The organism is Arthrobacter sp. C152, from assembly GCF_054890965.1.
The window spans coordinates 1-19,785 of sequence record NZ_JBTZSU010000023.1 but is presented as its reverse complement, the minus strand read 5'-3'; the positions used below and the strand labels follow the sequence as shown (position 1 = coordinate 19,785).

General features: G+C 67.2%; 17 protein-coding genes and 1 pseudogene. 15 read left to right on the top strand and 3 right to left on the bottom strand.

Annotated features, from left to right (window positions below; translation table 11 throughout):
* Positions 1–72 precede the first annotated feature (72 nt).
* Positions 73–1,113 carry a LacI family DNA-binding transcriptional regulator gene (locus tag ACYSM9_RS15025; RefSeq protein WP_461857752.1) on the bottom strand — a complete coding sequence of 347 codons (1,041 nt, stop codon included), beginning with the start codon at positions 1,111–1,113 and terminating at the stop codon, positions 73–75.
* A gap of 239 nt (positions 1,114–1,352) precedes the next feature.
* Here ACYSM9_RS15025 and ACYSM9_RS15020 point away from each other — a divergent pair, with 239 nt between their 5' ends.
* The 7 genes from ACYSM9_RS15020 to ACYSM9_RS14990 are packed head-to-tail and all read left to right on the top strand — an operon-like array spanning position 1,353 to position 8,612.
* Entirely contained in the window at positions 1,353–2,681 is a 1,329-nt protein-coding gene (locus ACYSM9_RS15020; RefSeq protein WP_461857751.1) for an extracellular solute-binding protein, read from the top strand.
* Positions 2,678–3,613: a carbohydrate ABC transporter permease gene (locus tag ACYSM9_RS15015; protein ID WP_461857750.1), complete on the top strand. Its 936-nt coding sequence runs from the start codon at positions 2,678–2,680 to the stop codon at positions 3,611–3,613. Before ACYSM9_RS15020 ends, ACYSM9_RS15015 begins: the two co-directional genes overlap by 4 nt.
* Position 3,614: 1 nt before the next feature.
* The gene (locus ACYSM9_RS15010) at positions 3,615–4,520 is read left to right on the top strand and encodes a carbohydrate ABC transporter permease (RefSeq protein ID WP_461857749.1); all 906 of its coding nucleotides are present in this window, start codon (positions 3,615–3,617) and stop codon (positions 4,518–4,520) included.
* Between the two features lie 13 nt (positions 4,521–4,533).
* The gene (locus tag ACYSM9_RS15005) at positions 4,534–5,724 is read left to right on the top strand and encodes a Gfo/Idh/MocA family protein (protein WP_461857748.1); all 1,191 of its coding nucleotides are present in this window, start codon (positions 4,534–4,536) and stop codon (positions 5,722–5,724) included.
* Positions 5,725–5,759: 35 nt separating this feature from the next.
* Complete coding sequence (locus ACYSM9_RS15000; RefSeq protein WP_461857747.1) at positions 5,760–6,764, top strand: sugar phosphate isomerase/epimerase family protein; 1,005 nt, start codon at positions 5,760–5,762, stop codon at positions 6,762–6,764.
* A 49-nt stretch (positions 6,765–6,813) separates the two neighbouring features.
* Positions 6,814–7,512: a ThuA domain-containing protein gene (locus tag ACYSM9_RS14995; protein WP_461857746.1), complete on the top strand. Its 699-nt coding sequence runs from the start codon at positions 6,814–6,816 to the stop codon at positions 7,510–7,512.
* The gene (locus ACYSM9_RS14990; protein ID WP_461857745.1) at positions 7,497–8,612 is read left to right on the top strand and encodes a Gfo/Idh/MocA family protein; all 1,116 of its coding nucleotides are present in this window, start codon (positions 7,497–7,499) and stop codon (positions 8,610–8,612) included. The genes ACYSM9_RS14995 and ACYSM9_RS14990 overlap by 16 nt, the downstream gene beginning before the upstream one ends.
* Positions 8,613–8,634: 22 nt before the next feature.
* Here ACYSM9_RS14990 and ACYSM9_RS14985 read toward each other — a convergent pair whose 3' ends face one another.
* Complete coding sequence (locus ACYSM9_RS14985) at positions 8,635–9,786, bottom strand: GGDEF domain-containing protein (RefSeq protein WP_461857744.1); 1,152 nt, start codon at positions 9,784–9,786, stop codon at positions 8,635–8,637.
* A 329-nt stretch (positions 9,787–10,115) separates the two neighbouring features.
* Between ACYSM9_RS14985 and rsgA the strand changes: the two genes are divergently transcribed.
* From rsgA to ACYSM9_RS14950, 7 genes and pseudogenes are all read left to right on the top strand, one after another.
* Positions 10,116–11,279, top strand: a complete 1,164-nt coding sequence (gene rsgA / locus ACYSM9_RS14980; RefSeq protein WP_461857743.1) for a ribosome small subunit-dependent GTPase A — start codon at positions 10,116–10,118, stop codon at positions 11,277–11,279.
* A gap of 44 nt (positions 11,280–11,323) precedes the next feature.
* A pseudogene (locus ACYSM9_RS14975) lies at positions 11,324–12,033 on the top strand (alpha/beta fold hydrolase).
* 50 nt (positions 12,034–12,083) lie between these two features.
* Positions 12,084–13,187, top strand: coding sequence for an agmatine deiminase family protein (locus tag ACYSM9_RS14970; RefSeq protein WP_461857742.1), 1,104 nt, complete (start codon positions 12,084–12,086; stop codon positions 13,185–13,187).
* Complete coding sequence (locus ACYSM9_RS14965) at positions 13,184–14,962, top strand: amidase (RefSeq protein WP_461857741.1); 1,779 nt, start codon at positions 13,184–13,186, stop codon at positions 14,960–14,962. The genes ACYSM9_RS14970 and ACYSM9_RS14965 overlap by 4 nt, the downstream gene beginning before the upstream one ends.
* Before the next feature lie 78 nt (positions 14,963–15,040).
* Positions 15,041–16,291, top strand: a complete 1,251-nt coding sequence (locus ACYSM9_RS14960) for a D-arabinono-1,4-lactone oxidase (protein WP_461857740.1) — start codon at positions 15,041–15,043, stop codon at positions 16,289–16,291.
* A gap of 9 nt (positions 16,292–16,300) precedes the next feature.
* Positions 16,301–16,636: a hypothetical protein gene (locus tag ACYSM9_RS14955; RefSeq protein WP_461857739.1), complete on the top strand. Its 336-nt coding sequence runs from the start codon at positions 16,301–16,303 to the stop codon at positions 16,634–16,636.
* Between the two features lie 103 nt (positions 16,637–16,739).
* Positions 16,740–17,897, top strand: coding sequence for a baeRF2 domain-containing protein (locus tag ACYSM9_RS14950; protein ID WP_461857738.1), 1,158 nt, complete (start codon positions 16,740–16,742; stop codon positions 17,895–17,897).
* A 55-nt stretch (positions 17,898–17,952) separates the two neighbouring features.
* Here ACYSM9_RS14950 and ACYSM9_RS14945 read toward each other — a convergent pair whose 3' ends face one another.
* Entirely contained in the window at positions 17,953–18,504 is a 552-nt protein-coding gene (locus ACYSM9_RS14945) for a MarR family winged helix-turn-helix transcriptional regulator (protein ID WP_461857737.1), read from the bottom strand.
* A 279-nt stretch (positions 18,505–18,783) separates the two neighbouring features.
* On the opposite strand from ACYSM9_RS14945, the gene ACYSM9_RS14940 reads away from it, so the two are divergent.
* A complete protein-coding gene (locus tag ACYSM9_RS14940; protein WP_461857736.1) occupies positions 18,784–19,683 on the top strand; it encodes a hypothetical protein in 900 nt (299 codons plus the stop codon).
* Positions 19,684–19,785: the final 102 nt, after the last annotated feature.

The following is a 19,785-nucleotide window of genomic DNA, read 5'->3' as shown; positions in this document are numbered from 1 at the left end:
TGTCCCTTCGGGCGGGGCGGCAGCCGCCTTTGCTCTAAGGGCCAGTCGCCGCCTTGGTGGCCGGCCGGGCGGTCAGCCGGCGGGCGGCGCGGTGGATTCGCGGACGATCACGTGGGTGGCCAGCTCCACGCGGTGGGAATCCAGGACTTCCCCGTTCGCCTGGCGCAGCAGGGACCTCAGCGCTGCCCGCCCCATCTCCTCCAGGGGCTGGGCCACCGAACTCAGCGAGGGGACTGACTGCTCACCCTGGTTAGTACCGTCAAAACCGATGAGGCTGATGTCCTCCGGAACCCGGATCCCGTGATGGCGTGCTTCGCTCAGGACGCCGAGCGCAATCGTGTCGCTTCCGGCGAAGATCGCCGTGGGGCGGCGCTTGAGCTTCAGCAGGGCTTTGAGGCCGTTCACTCCGCTCTCGGTCCGGAACCGGCCGCCGGAGACGATGTAGTCGGGATCCACCGGGACACCCGCAGCCATCAGGGCCGCCATGTAGCCGTGCAGCCGCGCCTGGTTGCATTCGGCTCCTTCAATCCCGCCGATGTAGGCAATCCGGCGATGCCCCAGTGCGAGCAGGTGCTCCGTGGCGGCCTTGCCGCCGGCCCAGTTGGTGGCGCCGACGCTGACAACGTCGGCGGGCGGCGGGTTGAGCGGATCAATCACGACGACGGGAATCTTGCGGCGGCGGAAGGCCTGCAGTTGCGCTTCGCTGAAGGCAGAGGTGATGACGATCATCCCCGCCCGTCCTTCCTCCAGCATCCGCTGGGCCCGGCGCTCGGGACTGCGGGCGGGCTGGCTGGTCTGGCCGGTCACGCTCACCATGATTTCGACGTCGGCGCCGGCGGCGTACTGGAGGATACCGTTCAGGACCTCGATGGTATAGGCGGACTCGAGGACGTCGATCACCACTTCAACCACGGTCCCGCCCTCGGCGGCACGGCGCTGCACGGGTGACTGGTATCCCGCCTGCTCCAGGGCGGCGAGGATGCGGGCCCTGGTTTCCGGTGCGACGTCCTCGCGGCCGTTCACTACCTTGGACACTGTCGGCGCCGAGACCCCTGCCTGCCTGGCCACGGTGGCGAGCGTGGCCTTTGCCCGCGCCGGCGATTTCGTTGTCATCGGGTTCGCAATCTTTCGATAGATGTGACGTGCATTCATTGTGCAGAGGGCGCCGTCATGGCGTCAAGCATCCTTCACGAACGCCGGCGGGACCGAAAGAATCCTCTAAGATCCCTTGACTCAGTCAATCTTTAGGTCTTTAGTTTAGAGCGTGACTTAAATCACGGTTTCGAAAAGTTTCGAATCACCGAGCGTGATATCCGCCGTCGGATCCCCTCAGCAGAACCAATGGAGAAGCAATGAAGCAACCCCAGACCTCGCGCCGCTCTTTCCTCGCCCTCGCCGCCCTTACTCCCTTCGCCGTCGCAGCCACCTCCGCCTGCGGCACGTCAGGTCCGGGCGCTTCCAGCGGCGGAGGCGGCGCCAGCATGTGGTACCTGTCCGGTGAGCCCAACCAGACCACCATGCAGAAGGCCGTCGATGCCTTCAATTCGGCCAACTCCGCCGACAAGATCAGCGTCACCTATTTCCAGAACGACGCCTACAAGACCAAGATCAAGACCGCCATCGGCGCCAACCAGGCCCCCACCATCATCTACGGGTGGGGCGGCGGCGGCCTGAAGACCTACGCCGAGGCCAGCCAGGTGGAGGACCTGACCGGCTGGTTCGACCAGAATCCGGACCTGAAGAAGAAGTTCTTCCCCTCCGTTTTTGGTGCCGCCACCGTGAACGGCAAAATCTACGCCCTGCCCAACCAGTACGTCGCGCCGATTGTCCTGTTCTACAACAAGGAGCTCTTCCAGAAAGCCGGTGTGCAGCCGCCCAAGACCTGGGACGACATCATGTCGCTGGTGAAGACCTTCAACGGCATGGGGATTGCGCCCTTCTCCCTGGGCGGCCAGTCACGCTGGACCTCCATGATGTGGCTGGAATACCTGCTGGACCGCATCGGCGGCTCCGAGGTGTTCAAGGCCATCTTCGAAGGCAAGCCCAACGCCTGGATGGACCCCGCCGTGATCGAAACCGGCACCAAAATCCAGGAGCTCGTCTCCGCCGACGGCTTCATCAAGGGCTTCTCCTCCATCACCGCGGACTCCCAGGCGGACCAGGCACTGCTGTTCTCCGGCAAGGCAGCCATGATGCTGCACGGATCCTGGACCTACGGCGCCATGAAGAAGGCCGGCCAAAACTTCGTCCAGGACGGCAAACTGGGCTTCGTCCCCTTCCCCACCATTGCCGGCGGCAAGGGCGACCCGAAGAACGGTGTCGGAAACCCTGCCGCCTACATGTCGATCTCGTCCAAGGCCAGCGACAAGGAAAAGGAGTCCGCCAAGAAGTTCTTCAAGGACGGCATCATGACCGACACGGTCATCGACGCGTACATCAACTCCGGCTCCGTGCCGATCGTCAACGGCATCGAAGACAAGCTGAACGGATCGCCGGATAAGGAGTTCCTGAACTTTGTCTATGACCTGGCCAAGAACGCGCCGAACTTCCAGCAGTCCTGGGACCAGGCGCTGAGCCCCACCGCCGCCGAAGCGCTGCTGAACAACATCGACCAGCTGTTCCTGAAGTCGATCACGCCGCAGCAGTTCGCCGAGAACATGAACGGCACCCTCGGGAAATGACCAACGCCGTCTCCACCGCCCCCAGGGCCGCCGTCGGGGTCAACAATTCCAGGCCTACGGAACAGCGCAAGGCCGCCCTGGCATGGCTGACTGTCCCTGCGCTGTTCTTCTTCCTGGTGTTCGCCGTCATCCCGCTGGCCGGAGTGCTCATCCTCAGCTTCACCAGCTGGGACGGTATTGGGGCCATCGGGGCAGCGGGGCTGGACAACTGGTTCTCCGTGCTGGCCGATCCTGGCCTGTACAACGCCCTGGGCCTGACCTTCCTGATCATGATCGTCTCGTGGCTGGTCCAGACGCCCATCAGCCTCCTGCTGGGCGTCTTCACCGCGGGCAGCCAGAAGTACCGGGCTGCCCTGGCCGTGCTGTACTTCCTGCCGCTGCTGCTGTCCTCCGCCGCCGTCGCCATTGCCTTCAAAGCCTTGCTGGATCCCAATTTCGGCCTGGCCACCGGCCTGGGACTGCCGTTCCTGGCGCAGGACTGGCTGGGTGTGCCGCACCTGGCGCTGGGCCTGGTCATCTTCGTCATCGCCTGGCAGTTCGTGCCCTTCCATACGCTCATTTACCAGGGCGGCGTGCGGCAGATCCCCAAATCGCTGTATGAGGCGGCGCAGATTGACGGCGCCGGCACCATCAAGCAGTTCTTCCACATCACGCTGCCGCAGCTTAAGTACACCATCATCACTTCGTCCACGCTCATGGTGGTGGGTTCGCTGACCTACTTCGACCTGATCTTCGTCCTCACCGGCGGCGGACCGGGAAACTCCACCCGGATCCTGGCCCTGGACATGTACCTGCGGGGCTTCCGGGCCAACCTCATGGGTCCGGCCAGCGTCATCGCGGTCATTCTCGTCATCATCGGCCTCGCACTCGCCTTGTTCCTCCAGCGCCTTGGGGGCAAGGACAAGCAGGGCAGCCAACTGGAAGGTTTGTAAGGTGAGCACCGTCCTGAAAAGCAGCACACAGCAGGCCCGGGCCGCGTCCCTTGGCGGGGCTACTCCGGCCAGCCGGGGGTTCGGCCCGCGGTTGCGGCGGCTCAACATTCCCGGCGGCCTGGGCGGCTGGCTCTGGCTGGCCATCATCATCGTGCCGGTCTATTACGTGGTGATCACCAGCCTGAAGACGCAGGCAGGCTACTTCGGCCAGAACCCGCTGGCCCTGCCCACCGAGCCCACGCTGGAGAACTACCAGATGGTCCTCGAGGCGGACTTTGCCACGTACTTCATGAACAGTGCCATCGTCACGCTCGGTTCCGTGATCCCCACCGTGCTCATTTCCTTCATGGCCTCCTTCGCCATCGTCCGCGGCGGAGGCAGGTTCCTCAGGCTGGTCAACGGAATGTTCCTCATGGGGCTGGCCATTCCGCTCCAGGCAACGATCATCCCCATCTACCTGATGATCATCCGGCTCAACCTGTACGACAGCCTGCTGGCGCTCATGCTGCCGTCCATCGCCTTTGCCATCCCGCTGACGGTGCTGATCCTGTCCAACTTCATCCGCGACGTCCCTAACGAACTGTTCGAGTCCATGCGCCTGGACGGGTGCAGCGAATGGCAGACCATGTGGCGGCTGGCCCTGCCCCTCACCCGCCCGGCGATTGTCACCGTTGCCATCTACAACGGCCTGCACGTGTGGAACGGGTTCCTGCTGCCGCTTGTCCTCACCCAGAGCCCCGGCCTGCGGGTCCTTCCCCTGGGCCTGTGGACCTTCCAGGGTGAGTTCAGCGTCAACATTCCTGCGGTGCTCGCCTCCGTGGTGCTCAGCACCCTGCCCATCCTGGTGCTGTACGTCATCGGCCGGCGCCAGCTGCTCGCAGGCCTGACCGCCGGCTTCAGCAAGTAGAAAGGACCTCGACATGACCACGGCCAAACCCCTGCGGGTCGGCATGGTGGGCTACGCCTTCATGGGGGCAGCCCACTCCCACGCCTGGCGGACCGCGCCGCGCTTCTTCGACCTGCCGCTGCAGCCGCAGCTCACCGCAGTTGCCGGCAGGAACGCTGACGGCGTCCGCGCGGCGGCAGACAAGCTCGGTTGGGACTCGGTGGAGACGGACTGGCGCCGCCTGATCGAGCGCGACGACATCGACCTCATCGACATCTGCACCCCCGGCGACACCCACGCAGAAATTGCCATCGCCGCCCTGGAAGCCGGCAAGCACGTGCTGTGCGAGAAGCCGCTGGCCAACTCCGTGGAGGAAGCCGAGCGGATGACGCTCGCCGCGGAGACAGCGGCGAACCACGGCGTCTTCTCCATGTGCGGCTTCAGCTACCGCCGCACCCCGGCCCTGGCACTGGCCAGGCGGTTCGTGGAGCAGGGACGGATCGGCGACATCCGGCACGTCCGGGCCCAATACCTGCAGGACTGGCTTTCCGACGCCAACGCCCCCATGACCTGGCGGCTGGACAAGGCCAAGTCCGGATCCGGGTCCCTGGGCGACATCGGAGCACACAGCATCGATGCCGCCCAATGGGTCACGGGACAAAACATCGGCGGCGTTTCGGCGCTGCTGGAAACCTTCGTCCCCGAACGCCCGCTCGCCGGGGACCTGGTGGGCCTGGGCGGCCACGGCGACGTCAGCAGCGAGGCCCCGCGGGGGAGGGTCACCGTCGATGATGCGGCCATCTTCAGCGCAAGGTTCGACGGCGGCGCCTCCGGAGGCGCGATCGGCGTCTTTGAAGCAACGCGGTACGCCCTGGGCCGGAAGAACGCCATGCGGCTGGAGGTGAACGGCACCAAGGGGTCCCTCGCCTTTGACTTCGAGGACATGAACGTCCTCTCCTTCTACGACGCGGCCGAATCGCCCGATGCAGGATTCCGCCGGATCTTCGTCACCGAGCCCGAGCACCCGTACGTCGGAAACTGGTGGCCCACCGGTCACGGCCTCGGATACGAACACGGCTTCACCCACCAGGTGGTGGACCTTGTCACCGCCATCGGCGAAGGGCGGCAGCCTGAACCGTCCTTCGCGGATGCCCTGCAGGTACAGCGGGTCCTCGCCGCCGTGGAGTCCAGCGCCGCGAATTCGAGCCAATGGCAAAAAGTCTGAGCGATCCACAGCTCCAAGAACCCAAGGACCACCCAATGACACGACCAATCACGCTGTTCACCGGCCAATGGGCCGACCTGCCCTTCGAGGAAGTGGCCCGGCTGGCCGGCGAGTGGGGCTTTGACGGGCTGGAAATCGCCTGCTGGGGCGACCACCTGGACCCCCGCCGGGCAGCGGAGGACGACAACTACCTCCAGGGCCGGCTGGACATCCTCGAAAAGAACAACCTCAAGGTGTTTGCCATCGCCAACCACCTCACCGGCCAGGCTGTATGCGACGACCCCATCGACGAGCGCCACCGGGACATCCTGTCAGCGGAGACCTGGGGCGACGGCGAGCCGGAAGGCGTCCGGCGCAGGGCAGCGGACGCCATGAAGGACACCGCGCGGGCAGCGGCCCGCCTGGGTGTGAAGACCGTAACGGGTTTCACCGGCTCCTCCATCTGGAAGGCTGTCGCAATGTTCCCGCCCGCGTCCCAGGCCATGATCGATGCCGGCTACCGGGACTTCGCCGACCGCTGGAACCCAATCCTCGATGTCTTCGACGAGGTAGGGGTCCGGTTCGCGCTGGAGGTCCACCCGTCCGAAATCGCCTACGACTACTGGACCGCCAAGCGCACGCTCGAAGCCATCGGGCACCGCGAGAACTTCGGCCTGAATTTCGATCCCTCCCACTTCATCTGGCAGGACCTGGACCCCGTGATGTTCCTGCAGGACTTCGCGGACAAAATCTTCCACGTCCACGTCAAGGAATCCGTCCGCCAGCTCGATGGCCGCAACGGCCGCCTCGGCTCGCACCTTGCCTGGGCGGACCCCCGGCGCGGCTGGGACTTCGTAACCGCAGGCCACGGGGATGTGCAGTGGAACCGGATCTTCCGGACCCTGAACGCCATCGGCTACGAAGGACCCACCAGCATCGAATGGGAGGACGCCGGCATGGACCGGCTTATCGGCGCCCCGCAGGCGCTGGCAATGGTGCAGGAACTGGCCCGGATTGCCCCGCCAGCAGCTGCCTTCGACGCCGCCTTTGCCAGCCGCTGACCCCACACTTTCCCGGCGAAGGCCGGGAGCCAACCAAAAGGAAACTTCAATGACAGATCGCAAGAATGCGCTGGTCGTCCGCGGCGGCTGGGACGGCCACCAGCCCTACGAGGCCACCGAGCTCTTCATTCCCCACCTCAAGGACAACGGCTACGACGTCCGGGTGGAGGAGTCGCCCAAGGTCTATGCCGACGCCGAATACATGGCAGGTGTGGACCTCATCATGCAGTGCATGACCATGAGCACCATCGAAAAGGACGAATTCGCCGGACTGCGCGCCGCCGTCGAAAACGGCACCGGACTGGCCGGCTGGCACGGCGGCATCGCCGATTCCTACCGGAACACCTCCGACTACCTGCACCTGATCGGCGGCCAGTTCGCCTGCCACCCCGGCAAGCATCCGGACCAGTGCGTCGGCGGGCAGTCGGACAACTACGTCCCGTACACGGTCAACATGCTGCCGGCGGCCGCCGAGCACCCCATCACCACAGGCATCAAGGACTTCGACCTGGTCACGGAGCAGTACTGGGTCCTCGCGGACGACTACATCGACGTCCTCGCCACCACCACCCAGAAAGTCCGGGAGTGGGACCCCTGGCACCGGGAAGTCACCTCCCCGGCCATCTGGACCCGCCAGTGGGGCAAGGGCCGCATCTTCGTCTGCACGCCCGGGCACCGGGTGGAGATCCTGCAGGACCGGAACGTACGCACCATCATCGAAAGGGGCCTGCTGTGGGCAAGCCGTTGAACGTCGGAATCATTGGCTGCGGAGCCATCATCGCGCAGTACCTCACCAACTTCCGCCGGCTCGACCAGGTCAACCTGGTGGCCGTCGCGGACCTCGATCCCGCCCGGGCGCGGGCCGTTGCGGATGACTGCGACGGCGTCCGCGCCGTGTCCGTCGACGACCTCCTCGCCGCTGACGATATCGACCTGGTCCTGAACCTCACCATCCCCGCGGCGCATGCGGAGGTCGCCCTGAAGGCGATCGCCGCACGGAAGGGCGTCTACGGCGAAAAGCCCCTTGCAGCCACCACCGAGGAGGCACGCAAGGTGCTGGACGCGGCACGCCAGGCGGGCGTCGTCGTCGGCTGTGCCCCCGACACCGTGCTGGGCACCGGGATCCAGACCGCACGCAAGGCGATCGACGACGGGCTCATCGGCGCCCCCATCTCCGCGTCGGCCACCATGGTGACCCCGGGCCACGAGCGCTGGCATCCGAACCCGGACTTCTATTACCAGCCCGGCGGCGGCCCCCTGCTGGACATGGGGCCCTACTACGTCACCGCCCTGGTGACCCTGCTGGGCCCGGTGGTGTCGGTGCTGGGCGCGGCGAGCCATACGCGCAACGAACGGACCATCGGCTCCGGGCCGCGGAAAGATGAAAAGGTGCCGGTAAACATCGACTCGCACGTCACCGGCGTCCTCGTCCACGCCTCCGGTGCCCTCTCCACCCTCTTCATGAGCTTCGACGCCGTGAAGTCCAAGTCGCCGAACATTGAGATCCACGGTGAGCGCGGATCCCTGGTGGTGCCGGACCCCAACCACTTCGACGGCGACGTGCAGCTGTTCGCCCTCGGCGCCGAAGACTGGGAGACGCTTCCTGCCTCCGCCGGCTATGTCGATGCCGGACGCGGCTTCGGCATCGCCGACCTCGCAGCAACCGCCGAGGGCAAGGAACCCCGCGCCGGCGGCGCCCTGGCCTACCACGTCCTGGAGGTCATGGAATCTGTCCTGAAATCCGCGCACAGCGGCATGACGGTAGCAATCCAGAGCACCGTTGACCGTCCGGAGAGCGTGCCGCTGACCACCTTGGCCAAAGAGGCAGAAGCACTCCAGTCGCAGTAGCCGGCTGGCAGGAACCGCGCCGCTACAGCAGTTCGTCGCTGCGGGCGGCCCGGTTCCTGCCCCGGGACTTGGCCACGTACAAAGCCGCGTCCGCTGACGCGACGAGCCTGTCCACATTGGAGGTTCCGCCGTCGTACGTTGAAATGCCGTAGCTCACCGTGGGCATCTCCATGCCGGCCGGCGTTTCCGCCGCGGCCAGCCGCCTGCTGATTTCCTCTGTGATCGTCTCGGCCCGTTCAGCGCTGGCCCCGGGGACCAGGATGACGAACTCCTCACCGCCATACCGCCCGGTCAGGTCGGTGGAACGCACCGTGGCGGTACAGGCGTCGGCGAAGGCCTGCAGGGCGAAGTCTCCGGCCGCGTGCCCGTATGTGTCGTTGACGCGTTTGAAGTGGTCGAGATCCGCAAGGATCAGCGCGCCGGAGCCGCCGGTAGTGCTCAGGTCGGCCAGCTGCTCCGCCGCCAGGTCCAGGAACGCCTTGCGGTTCAGCAGGCCGGTCAGGTCATCGCGGCTGGCCACCACACGAAGCGCCCTGGTCTGCTGTTCGCTGCTTAATGCCGCCATGCTGAAAGACACCACCACCAGCAGCACCATGGTCACCAGCGTGGTCACGGCAGAACCGAAGACGGTGGAAAAGACCGAACCGTCCTGGCCTTCCACCAGGAAGGCCAGCCAGCGGAAGAAGTAGAAGACGGCCAGGCCGCCGGCTGCCACGGCCATGGGAATGCGGACCCGGGAGTAGCCCGGTTCCAGGCGCCACAGTTCCCGCGAAGCCAGCCCTATGGTCAGGCTCATGGCGGCGAGGAAGACTGCCCCGCCGGACCAGGTATTGGTGGCGGGGCTGTCCAGCAGGGACGCCACCAGCGTCACCAGGGAAATGCCGGTGAAGGCCCACCTGGGCGGCCTCTCGTTCCGCAGCGACCGGGCACCGGCCCAGACCGCCACCGCGCCGTGGACCAGCAGCGTGTTCCCCAACGGGTTGGCCCAGACCTGGTGGGCCGTGCCGTTCAGCAGAAAACACCCGGACCCGGTGAGGAAAAACAGGAGCGCACCGCACCACCAGGCGGCATACGGCGAGCGCGTCACCCGGTAGGCGGAAAAGTAGAAGAGAACCACGAGCACCAGGGCCATCAGGGCAAAGGCAAAGCGCAGGGTTGCCGTATCCAGAAGCATCTCCGCAAGTCCCCCCAAAAGCCCGTATGCCGCCCCGGCAAGTATCGCATTCCAACCACGGCGTGCAGAAGCATTTCCACCGCGGCAAACCGGCCTTTTGCCGGTACCCATAGCCTCCGACGGCGGCCGGGGCTAGAGTAGGACCCGTTCCCCATCTGCCGTCCCCGGCAGGTCTGCGGGAACCGCTACGAGGGAATGGAGGTGGTTTTGATGACTGCTGTTGCCGCGCGCCACGGGCGCCCCGCACCCATCAACCCCATCCTTCCCCCGGCCCGCATCGCTGCCTGATACGCGCGGTCGCACCGGGAACCCCTTCCCGAGGAACCATCGTGAACTCTTCTTCAGGCCAAGCCCTGGACAGTACAAACCCCAGCAATCCCCTACCCGCCGAAGGCCCTGCCGCCTACGGGTTTACCCCCGCCGTTGCTGAGCTTTTCCAGCGGCAGCGCTGCCCGGGTGCCACCTCTCCCGGACGGGTGGTCCGGGTGGACCGCAACCTGCTGCTCGTGGCGGCCGCGGACGGGCTGCTCCACCTTCCCTATCCGCTCAGCGGCGAGGTCGCCGTCACCGGCGACTGGGTGTGGATCGGGCCCAACCGCGCCGGCGACCGGCAGATCCTTGCCGTCCTGCCGCGCCGGTCGGAGCTTAGCCGCAAGCGCGCGTTCGAGGACTCGTCCGCTGAACAGGTCCTGGCGGCGAACATGGACACGGTGGGCGTGGTGGTGCCCGTGGACCGGCCGCTGACGCATAACCGGCTGGAACGCACCCTCGTGGCCGCCTGGGACTCCGGCGCCACACCGCTGGTGATCATCACCAAGGCCGACCTTGCCCGGGTGGCGGACGACGTCGTCGGGAAAGTCATCCTGCAGGCGGCCGGTGTCGATGTGGTCACCACCTCGGCCGAACACCGTGACGGCATCGACGAACTGCTCGGACGCATCCCGCCCCGCGGCACCATTGTGTTCCTCGGCCCGTCGGGAGCCGGAAAGTCCACGCTGATCAACGCCCTGGTGGGCCGTGGCGTCCAGGATACCGGCGAAGTCCGGTCCGGTGACTTCAAGGGCAAGCACACCACCACGTCGCGGGAACTCGTGCCGCTGGCCAACGGGACGGTGCTGATGGATACACCGGGAGTGCGCGGCTTCGGACTGTTCGACGCCGAGGACGGCCTGGGCGGCATGTTCGGGGACGTGGAGGAACTGGCCGCGCACTGCCGGTTCGCCGACTGCGCGCACCGCAGCGAGCCCGAATGCGCCGTCCGGGAAGCCATTGACGCCGGGCTCCTCGCGGAGCGCCGCTGGAACTCCTACCTGAAGATGCAGCGTGAACTGGCCGCCCTGGCACGCCGGTCCGACGCCGCGGCCCAACGGGCGTACCAGCGCGAATGGCACCAGAAAGTGGTGTCCGCCGGAAAATCGCAGCGCTGGGCCGAACGGGAGGGGGTTGAACGCCAGGAACGGAACGGCGGGAAAGACCGGAACCGGAAGCGGTAGCAGCGCCCGTACTCCGCGTCGGGGCCGGGGAGTAGGGTTCGGTCATGGACATCATCCTGGTACCCGGATTCTGGTTGGACGCCTCGTCGTGGGAGGAGGTGACGCCCGCCCTGGAAGCCGCCGGACACCACCCCCACCCCCTGACTCTTCCGGGCAAGGAGTCTGTGGACGCCAGCCGGGCCGGGATTAGCCTCCAGGACCACATTGACGCGGTGGTGGAGGTCCTGGACCGCCTGCCCGGCAAGGCGGCCCTGGTGGGGCATTCCGGCGGCGGAGCCATCATCCATGGGGCGGTGGACACGCGGCCGGACAAGGTGGAACGGGCCATCTACGTGGACAGCGGACCGCTGGGCGAAGACGGGGTGATCAACGATGAGTTGCCCTCGGTCGGGGACGACGTCCCGCTGCCTCAGTGGGACGATTTTGACGACGCCGACCTGGTGGACCTTGACGACGGGCTCCGCCAGGCATTCCGGGCCCGGGCCGTCCCCGAGCCGCGGGGGTGGCTTACGGCAAGCAGCACCTGCATGACGAGCGGCGCTATGGCGTGCCCGCCACGGTGATCGCCTGCGAATTCCCGTCCGCCATGCTCCGGGAATGGATCGCCGCCGGCAGCCCCTACGTCGCGGAGCTGGCAAAGATCCGCGACGTTGAATACATCGACCTGCCCACGGGGCACTGGCCGCAGTTCACCAGGCCGCACCAACTTGCCCGCGCCATCCTCCAAGCAGTGGACCGCCCCGGGATGGACTGAATCGCCGACCTCCTCTTGCGCGGCGGCAGGCTCCCCGTCATACTAAATGAATGGCATTCATTTTATCGAACACCGTTGGGGACAACGTGGCCCCTGACCTGGTTCCTGCGCACCCCGCGGGCCGCATGCCCGCCGAATGGGACACCCACCAGCGCACCTGGATGGCGTTCCCGCCGCCCAACGAGACCTTTGGCCCGGTGGGAAGCCCCGCGCTGGACCGGGCCCGGGCGGCCTGGACCAGGGTAGCCCGGACGATTGCGCGCTACGAGCGGGTTACCGTCGTCGCGGATCCGCGGGATGCCACCGCCGCACGGGAGTGGCTGGGCGATGGCATCACCGTGCTCGAGGTCCCCCTGGACGACGCCTGGCTGCGGGACAGCGGCCCCACGTTCACGCGTCGCGATGACGGTTCGCTGGCCGCCGTCGACTGGATCTTCAACGGCTGGGGGGCCCAGGAATGGGCGGCCTGGGACAAGGACCAGGCCGTGGCTTCCCTGGTTGCCGCACACACCGGGGCGACCATACGCTCCAGCACCTTGGTCAACGAGGGCGGCGGGTTCCATGTCGATGGCGAGGGGACGGTGCTCCTGACCGAGACGGTCCAGCTCGATCCCGGGCGGAACCCTGGTGCCACCAAGGCATCGGTCGAAGCGGAAGTCCATGCCGCGCTCGGAACCACCAAGGCCATCTGGCTCCCGCGCGGGCTCACCCGCGACTACGACGAGTTCGGCACCCGCGGGCATGTGGACATCGTGGCCGCCTTCGCCGGGCCCGGCACCATCCTGCTGCACCGCCAGGACGACCCCGCGCACCCCGACCATGCCGTCTACCTGCAGCTCCGGGCCGTGCTTCACGGCCAGCTGGACGCGCAGGGCCGGCCGCTGCGGATTATCGACGTGCCGGCGCCCACGGTCCTGAAGGACGACGAAGGCTTTGTGGACTGGTCCTACATCAACCACTACGTGGCCAACGGCGTGGTGGTGCTGTGCAGTTTTGGCGACCCCAACGACGCCATCGCCCAGGGCATTCTTGAGCGCGCCTACCCGGGCCGGACCGTGGAGCCCGTGGACGCCCGCGACATCTTCGCGTTCGGCGGCGGCATCCACTGCATCACCCAGCAGCAGCCCGCCGCCGCGGCAGGAGGCGCAGCATGAAACGTGCAGAGCACGCCGGGCATCAACCCGCCCCGTCCGCGTTCGACGTGGTGGAGGCAGGGATCGCACGGCTCCGGACGGCGCTGGAATCGGGTGAAGTGACCAGTGAGGAGCTGGTCCGCCTGTACCTCGAACGCGTCCAGAAATATGACTCTTCAGGCATGTGCCTGAAGGCGGTGGTGGTCAGGAATCCGGAGGCCGTCGCCGACGCGCGGGCATCCGACCGGCGCCGCGCCGCCGGCTTCACGCTCGGACCGCTGGACGGCATCCCGTACACCGCCAAGGACAGCTACCAGGCGCGGGGCCTTACCGTGGCCGCCGGCTCCCCGGCCTTCAAGGACCTGGTGGCACAGAACGACGCCTTCACCATCGAGCGGCTGCGCGCCGGCGGGGCTGTCCTTCTCGGCCTGACCAACATGCCGCCCATGGCCAATGGAGGTATGCAGCGGGGGGTATATGGACGGGCTGAGAGCCCCTACAACGCCGCTTTCCTCACGGCGGCGTTCGCCTCCGGCTCCTCCAACGGTTCCGGGACCGCCACCGCTGCCAGCTTCGCCGCCTTTGGCCTCGCTGAGGAAACCTGGTCCTCCGGCCGCGCCCCGGCGTCGAACAACGCCCTGTGCGCCTACACCCCTTCGCGGGGCGTCATCTCCGTGCGCGGCAACTGGCCGCTGGTGCCCACCATGGACGTGGTGGTGCCGCACACCCGCATCATGGCGGACCTGCTGGAGGTCCTGGATGTGGTGGTGGCGGACGATCCCGAAACCCGCGGCGACTTCTGGCGGGTGCAGCCCTGGATCCAACTGCCCAAGGCATCCGCTGTCCGGCCGCCGTCGTATATGGACCTTGCGGTCCCCAACCGTGCCGCGGCCAAGGATGTGCTGGCCGGCAAACGCCTGGGCGTCCCCCGGATGTACATCAACGCGGACCCGGAAGCAGGCACGGCAACAGCCCCGGGCATCGGCGGCCCCACAGGACAACGCATTGAAACCCGCGCTTCCATCCTGGAACTCTGGGAAGCGGCCCGGCGGGACCTCGAAGCTGCCGGGGCCGAGGTGGTCGAGGTCGACTTCCCGGTGGTAACCAACTACGAGGGCGACCGGCCCGGCGCACCAACCATCGCCACCCGCGGCCTGGTTTCCCCCGAATACCTGCGGCGCGAGATCGTTGACCTCTCGGCGTGGGCGTGGAACGACTTCCTGGAAGCCAACGGGGATCCGCGGCTCAACCGGCTCGCCGACGTGGACGGCACGGCGATCTTCCCGGCACCCGATGGTTCCCTGCCGGACAGGTATGACGGGTTCGACGACGACATCAGCGACTACCCCGCATGGATCCGCGTAAACGGGGTACCGTCGCTGGCCGGGATCCCCCACATCGAAGAGGGCCTGGCCGGGCTTGAGGAGACGCGCCGGCTGGATCTGGAGGAGTGGATGGACCGGCTGGGCCTGGACGCCGTGGTGTTTCCGGCGGCGGCGGACATCGGCCCCGCCGACGCCGACACCAATGAACACTCCGCGGACCGTGCATGGCGGAACGGGGTCTGGGTCTCGAACGGGAACCTGGTCCCCCGCCATCTCGGCATCCCCACCGTCACCGTTCCCATGGGCACCGCCAGCGACATCCGCATGCCCGTGGGCCTGACGATTGCGGGCAAGGCGTACAGCGACACGCAGCTGCTGCGGCTGGCGGCAGCCTTCGAAGCCACCGGCAGCCGCCGTATACCGCCGCCGCGCACCACGGACGCCGGAGATGGGCGGGACGTGCGCCCATAGGGCGGAAACGCCTTGACAGGCGCGTGTGTGAGCGCTGACATAGGAGGGTCCGCACCGCCGAACCGAAAGCCGCACTCAATGAAGAACTGGGCAGGAAACCTCGAATACGCCTCGGCCGACGTCCAGCGGCCGGAGTCCGTCGCCGAGCTGGCGGAACTGGTGGCCCGCTCGGACCGGATCAAGGCACTGGGGTCCCGGCACTCCTTCAACGCAGTGGGCGACACGGACGGGGTGCACGTTCTGCTCGATGCCCTGCCACAGCAGGTGGAGCTTGATGCCGGGCGCCAAACGGTGCGCGTCAGCGGCGGCGTGAGCTACGGGGCGTTGTGCCGGATCCTGGAGAAGTCCGGATTTGCCATCCACAACCTGGCCTCATTGCCGCATATCTCGGTGGCGGGGGCGGTGCAGACGGGCACCCACGGCTCGGGCGTCAACAACCCCTCCCTGGCCGGAGCTGTCGAGTCAATCGACCTGGTCAGGGCTTCCGGAGAGCAGGTAACCCTGTCCCGGACGGACGGCGCGGACTTCGACGCCAGCGTGGTGGGCCTGGGCGCCTTGGGCATTGTCACCGGCCTGGAACTGGCGGTGCGCCCGAGCTTCCGGATGCGCCAGCGCGTCCTGGAGGACCTGCCGTGGGACCGCGCCCTGGAAAACCTCGACGCCGTCCTTTCCAGCGCCTACAGCGTCAGCCTGTTCACGGACTACGCCGGAGAGATGATCAGCCAGGTCTGGCTCAAGGCCCTCGATGCGGAACCGCCACTGCAGAACCTTTTCGGCGCCACCGCCGCGGAGCGTCCGCGGCACCCCCTGCCCGACATGTCGGCGGAGAACTGCACCCTCCAGCTCGACGAGCCCGGGCTGTGGCTGGACCGCCTGCCGCACTTCCGCCACGAGTTCACTCCGAGCAAGGGCGAAGAACTGCAGACCGAATACATCCTTCCGCTGGCGCATGCCCCGGCGGCACTGCAGGCGGTCCGGGATCTGGCGGACCGCCTGGCGCCTTTGCTGTTCGTTTCGGAGGTCCGTACCGGAGCCGCGGATGAGTTCTGGCTGAGCCCGTTCTACCGGCAGCAGAGCGTCGCCCTGCACTTCACGTGGAAGCCGCTGCAGCGCGAGGTGGAGGCTTTCCTTCCGGAGCTGGAAGACGCCTTGCGGCCCTTCGGTGCCCGTCCGCACTGGGGCAAGCTCTTCTCCCCCGACGGCTACGACTGGGAAAAGCTCTACCCCCGCTTCACTGAGTTCCGCTCGCTTGCGGCGGCAACGGATCCGGAAGGGAAGTTCCGCAACGGCCTGCTGGACAGCATTCTGGGCGTCGCCGTCCCCCGGTAGGCTGGGGTCATGACCCGCCGCCTCGCCGCCCTGTCCGCCATGTCCGTTTTGCTGCTGCTGACCGGCTGCGGCGCCGTGGGCGAGGCTGCAGGGAACGCCGCCAGCGACGCCGCCTCGAAGGCCGCTTCGGCAGCGGCGCAGGAAGTCAACCGGCAGATTTGCGCGGTGATCCAGGACGGCCTGGTCAGCGTGGAGGACAAGCAGGTCCTGGCCGGGCTGGTTTCCGCGGCCCGGACGGCCGGCGTGCCGGCGGAAATCACGACGCCGTTGGGCGAGATCGCGGCATCCGGGGACCAGGTGCCTGCTGACTCAGTCCGGGCCCTCCAGGACGCCTGCAAAGCCTGAGCAGGAGGGGCCGGAAGGCCCTTCGGCACGCCCTCTGCTCGCACTACCGTGAAATGACGGACCAACCAGCCTGTGCTACCCCCCACACGCGAAGGAGATCGTCATGGCAGAACGAGGCACCCCCGGCGGCAGCTCCAGCCTGAAAGCCTATGCGGACCTGTGCCGCCTTTCCGGCCCCTGGTGCACGGCGTACGTGGACGCCGGAACCGGAACAGTGGACACGCTGGAAGCCGGCGACGTCAGGCCCGGCAACGTACGCTCCCGGCTTGAAGCCCAGGGGGCAGCCGCGGCCGACCTCGACGCCATGGAACAGGCCATCCGGCCCGCGGCGGGAGTTCCCGCCCCCGTAGCGCGGTTTGTCCTGGTCCGCGACGGCAAGGCTGTCCTCAATGAAGTGCTGCCCGGAGAACAGGTGCTGCCGGAGCGCGTGTCAGTGGGACCGGTCCCGGACCTGCTGCCCCTGGTCAAGCACCGCCCGGACGGATTCCCATACGTGGTGGTGGAGGTCAGCCGCGACCATGGGGAAATCAGGCTCTACCACGCCGGGGCCGGCAGTGCCGCATCGGTGGAGGAGGTGGAAGGCGAGTCCGGACACCTGCACAAGTTCCACGGCGGCGGCTGGTCGCAGCTCAGGTTCCAGCACCACACCGAGGACGTCTGGCGCCGGAACGCTGATGAGGTGGCCGGCGAGATAGACAGGGTGGTCCGTGACAGCGGCGCGCGCCTGATTGTCCTCGCCGGGGACATCCGCGCCCGGGGCCTGGTCCAACAGCAGCTCGCTGAAGCGAGCCGCGCACTCGTGGCGGAGGTGGATTCCCACACCCACACCTCCGGCGCCGGGAGCGGACTGCTGGAGGAACAGGTCAGCCGGCACGTGGCGGAAGTGTGGGCAGCCGGCCAGCAGGACGTGATTGACCGGCTGGCCGTGCAGGAGGGGCAAGGGAACCCGGAGTCCGCCGTCGGCATCGGCGCCGTGGTCCACGCGCTGCAGCAGGCCCAGGTGGAGGTCCTGATCATGGACGACGCCGCACTGTCCGGGCGGACCCTCGTGGCACTGGATGCCGAACCCTGGGTTGCCCTGGCCGGCGAGGAGCAGCTGGCGGCAGGAGTCCTGGGGATGGTCGACGCTCCGGCGGCCCTGCTGCGGGCGGCAGCGCTGACCGACGCCGAAGTCATCCTCGTTCCCGGACCGGTGCTGCCCGCGGGTGCGGAGGCCGCAGCCCTGCTGCGGTGGTCCGCGGGACCTGCGCCCACGTCCTAGGCGCCGCACCGAAGCACAGCACGCAGCCGGACTGAGCCCCCCAACGGTCCGGGCTTCAGTCCTGGTGTGGGTGCTCCCAGCCCCTCAGGCCGCTTGCCCGGCCGGGCTGGGTTGTCCGGCTGGGTTGGGGCCGGTGCACGGCCCGGTGTTCCGGCGCAACAAACGGCACCACGCCGGTATCCCGGTTTGGCGGCACGGCGCGAACGAACTTCGTCAGTTCATCACGCAGGGCCTTCCACGCGATATCCGGATCATCCGGATAGGCATTGACCTCTGCCTGCCGGGCGGCGTCGACGGCGGACACGCCCGCCTCGGTCAGCTCAACCTTGAGCTGCCTCCTGTCAGTCGCGTGGCGGGTCCTGGTAATTAGTCCGGTTGCCTCCAGCCGGGTGAGCACCCGGCCCAGTGTCTGGCTCTGCACGCGGATGGCGTCCGCCAGTTGTTCCTGGTTCAGCGGTCCGTCAGTGAGCCCCTCAAGGGCGATAACAGCGGCGCGGGTCAGGCCGAGTGGTGCCAACGCGTCATCCTGCCGCCGCTGGATCAGGCGGGCTGCCAAGGTGATCAGGCGGTAACTGCTCCGGGCATCCGGATCGAGGTTGCTGGTCATCGTCCGCAGCCTTCCTGTAGGTGGCGAAGTGCGGGTCTCATCCCTTTCATGCGTCGCTACCCTCCTACAATAAGCATGCTTAGCAAGTGTTTTGCAAGCAGGCTTATTATTTTGGACCGAGCACCCATCCCAGAAGGCGCATCGAGGGCAAAAGAGCGTGGCACCCCTTGCGGACAAAATGCGAAGTGTGCTTAGTATCGAGTTAGTAACCTTGCTTACTAAGTTGCCAGCTTTGCTGGTTCTTGATCGCCAGCTAACCCTTCCGGAAAGAGAGCGAAGATGACAGAGAACCAATGGCCCCAGACTCCCACCCCTGCTCCCAGTGATCCGTACGGCACTGAGTCCTACGGAGCAGCAGAGGGATCGCAGCAGTACACCGCCTACCCTGCCGATGCTGCCGGAAACTCCAAGACGCAGACGGCCAAGGAGGAAGCCTCGAATGTAGCCGGCGAAGCCGCATCCGCCGCCCAGGGCGTTGCCCACACGGCGAAAGGCGAAGCCGCGAACGTTGCGTCCGAGGCGAAGGCCAGCGCGCAGGATCTCCTCCAGCAGGCCAGGACGGGCCTGAGCAGCCAGGCCGGCACGCAGCAGCAGAAAGCAGCCGAAGGCATCCGCAGCATCTCCGGCCAGCTGCACAGCATGGCCAGCGCCCCGGACCAGCAGGGCGTGGCCAGCGACCTGATCCGGCAGGCAGCGGAGCGCACCTCCTCCATGGCCACCTGGCTGGAAAACCGTGAACCCGGCGACCTGCTCAACGAGGTCCAGCGCTTCGCCCGCAACCGCCCCGGCACCTTCCTGCTCCTGGCCGCCGGCGCCGGCGTCCTGGCAGGCCGCCTCACCCGCGGCCTCACCGCAGGAGCACCCGATTCCCAGACCCAGGCGCAGGGCCAGGTCCCCGCTTCGCGGCCGCAGCCGGCCACGCACTCTGCCCCGGTCGCGCCGATCCACAACGAAACCGTCTGGGCGGCGGGGACCGACGACCTCTTCGATGAGCCGACGGTCGGACGTGCCGCACCGGTGTCCACCACGACCCTCCCGGCGGGCACCGCCGAAGACACTCCCCTGCGGTACGAGGACGATCCCTACCGCGGCGGGATCGCCGGCGACGCTGCGGGTGGGGAGACCTTCGGCACCCAGGCGTACGGCACGGAAGGGTCGAGGGAAGGACGCCAGCTGTGAGCAGCCAGTTTCCTGGGACGCCGCCCAGGTCAGCGGATGTCAACAACGCGGCGCATGTGAAGGCCGATAACGCCTCCCTGGGCGAGTTGCTCGGGGACGTGA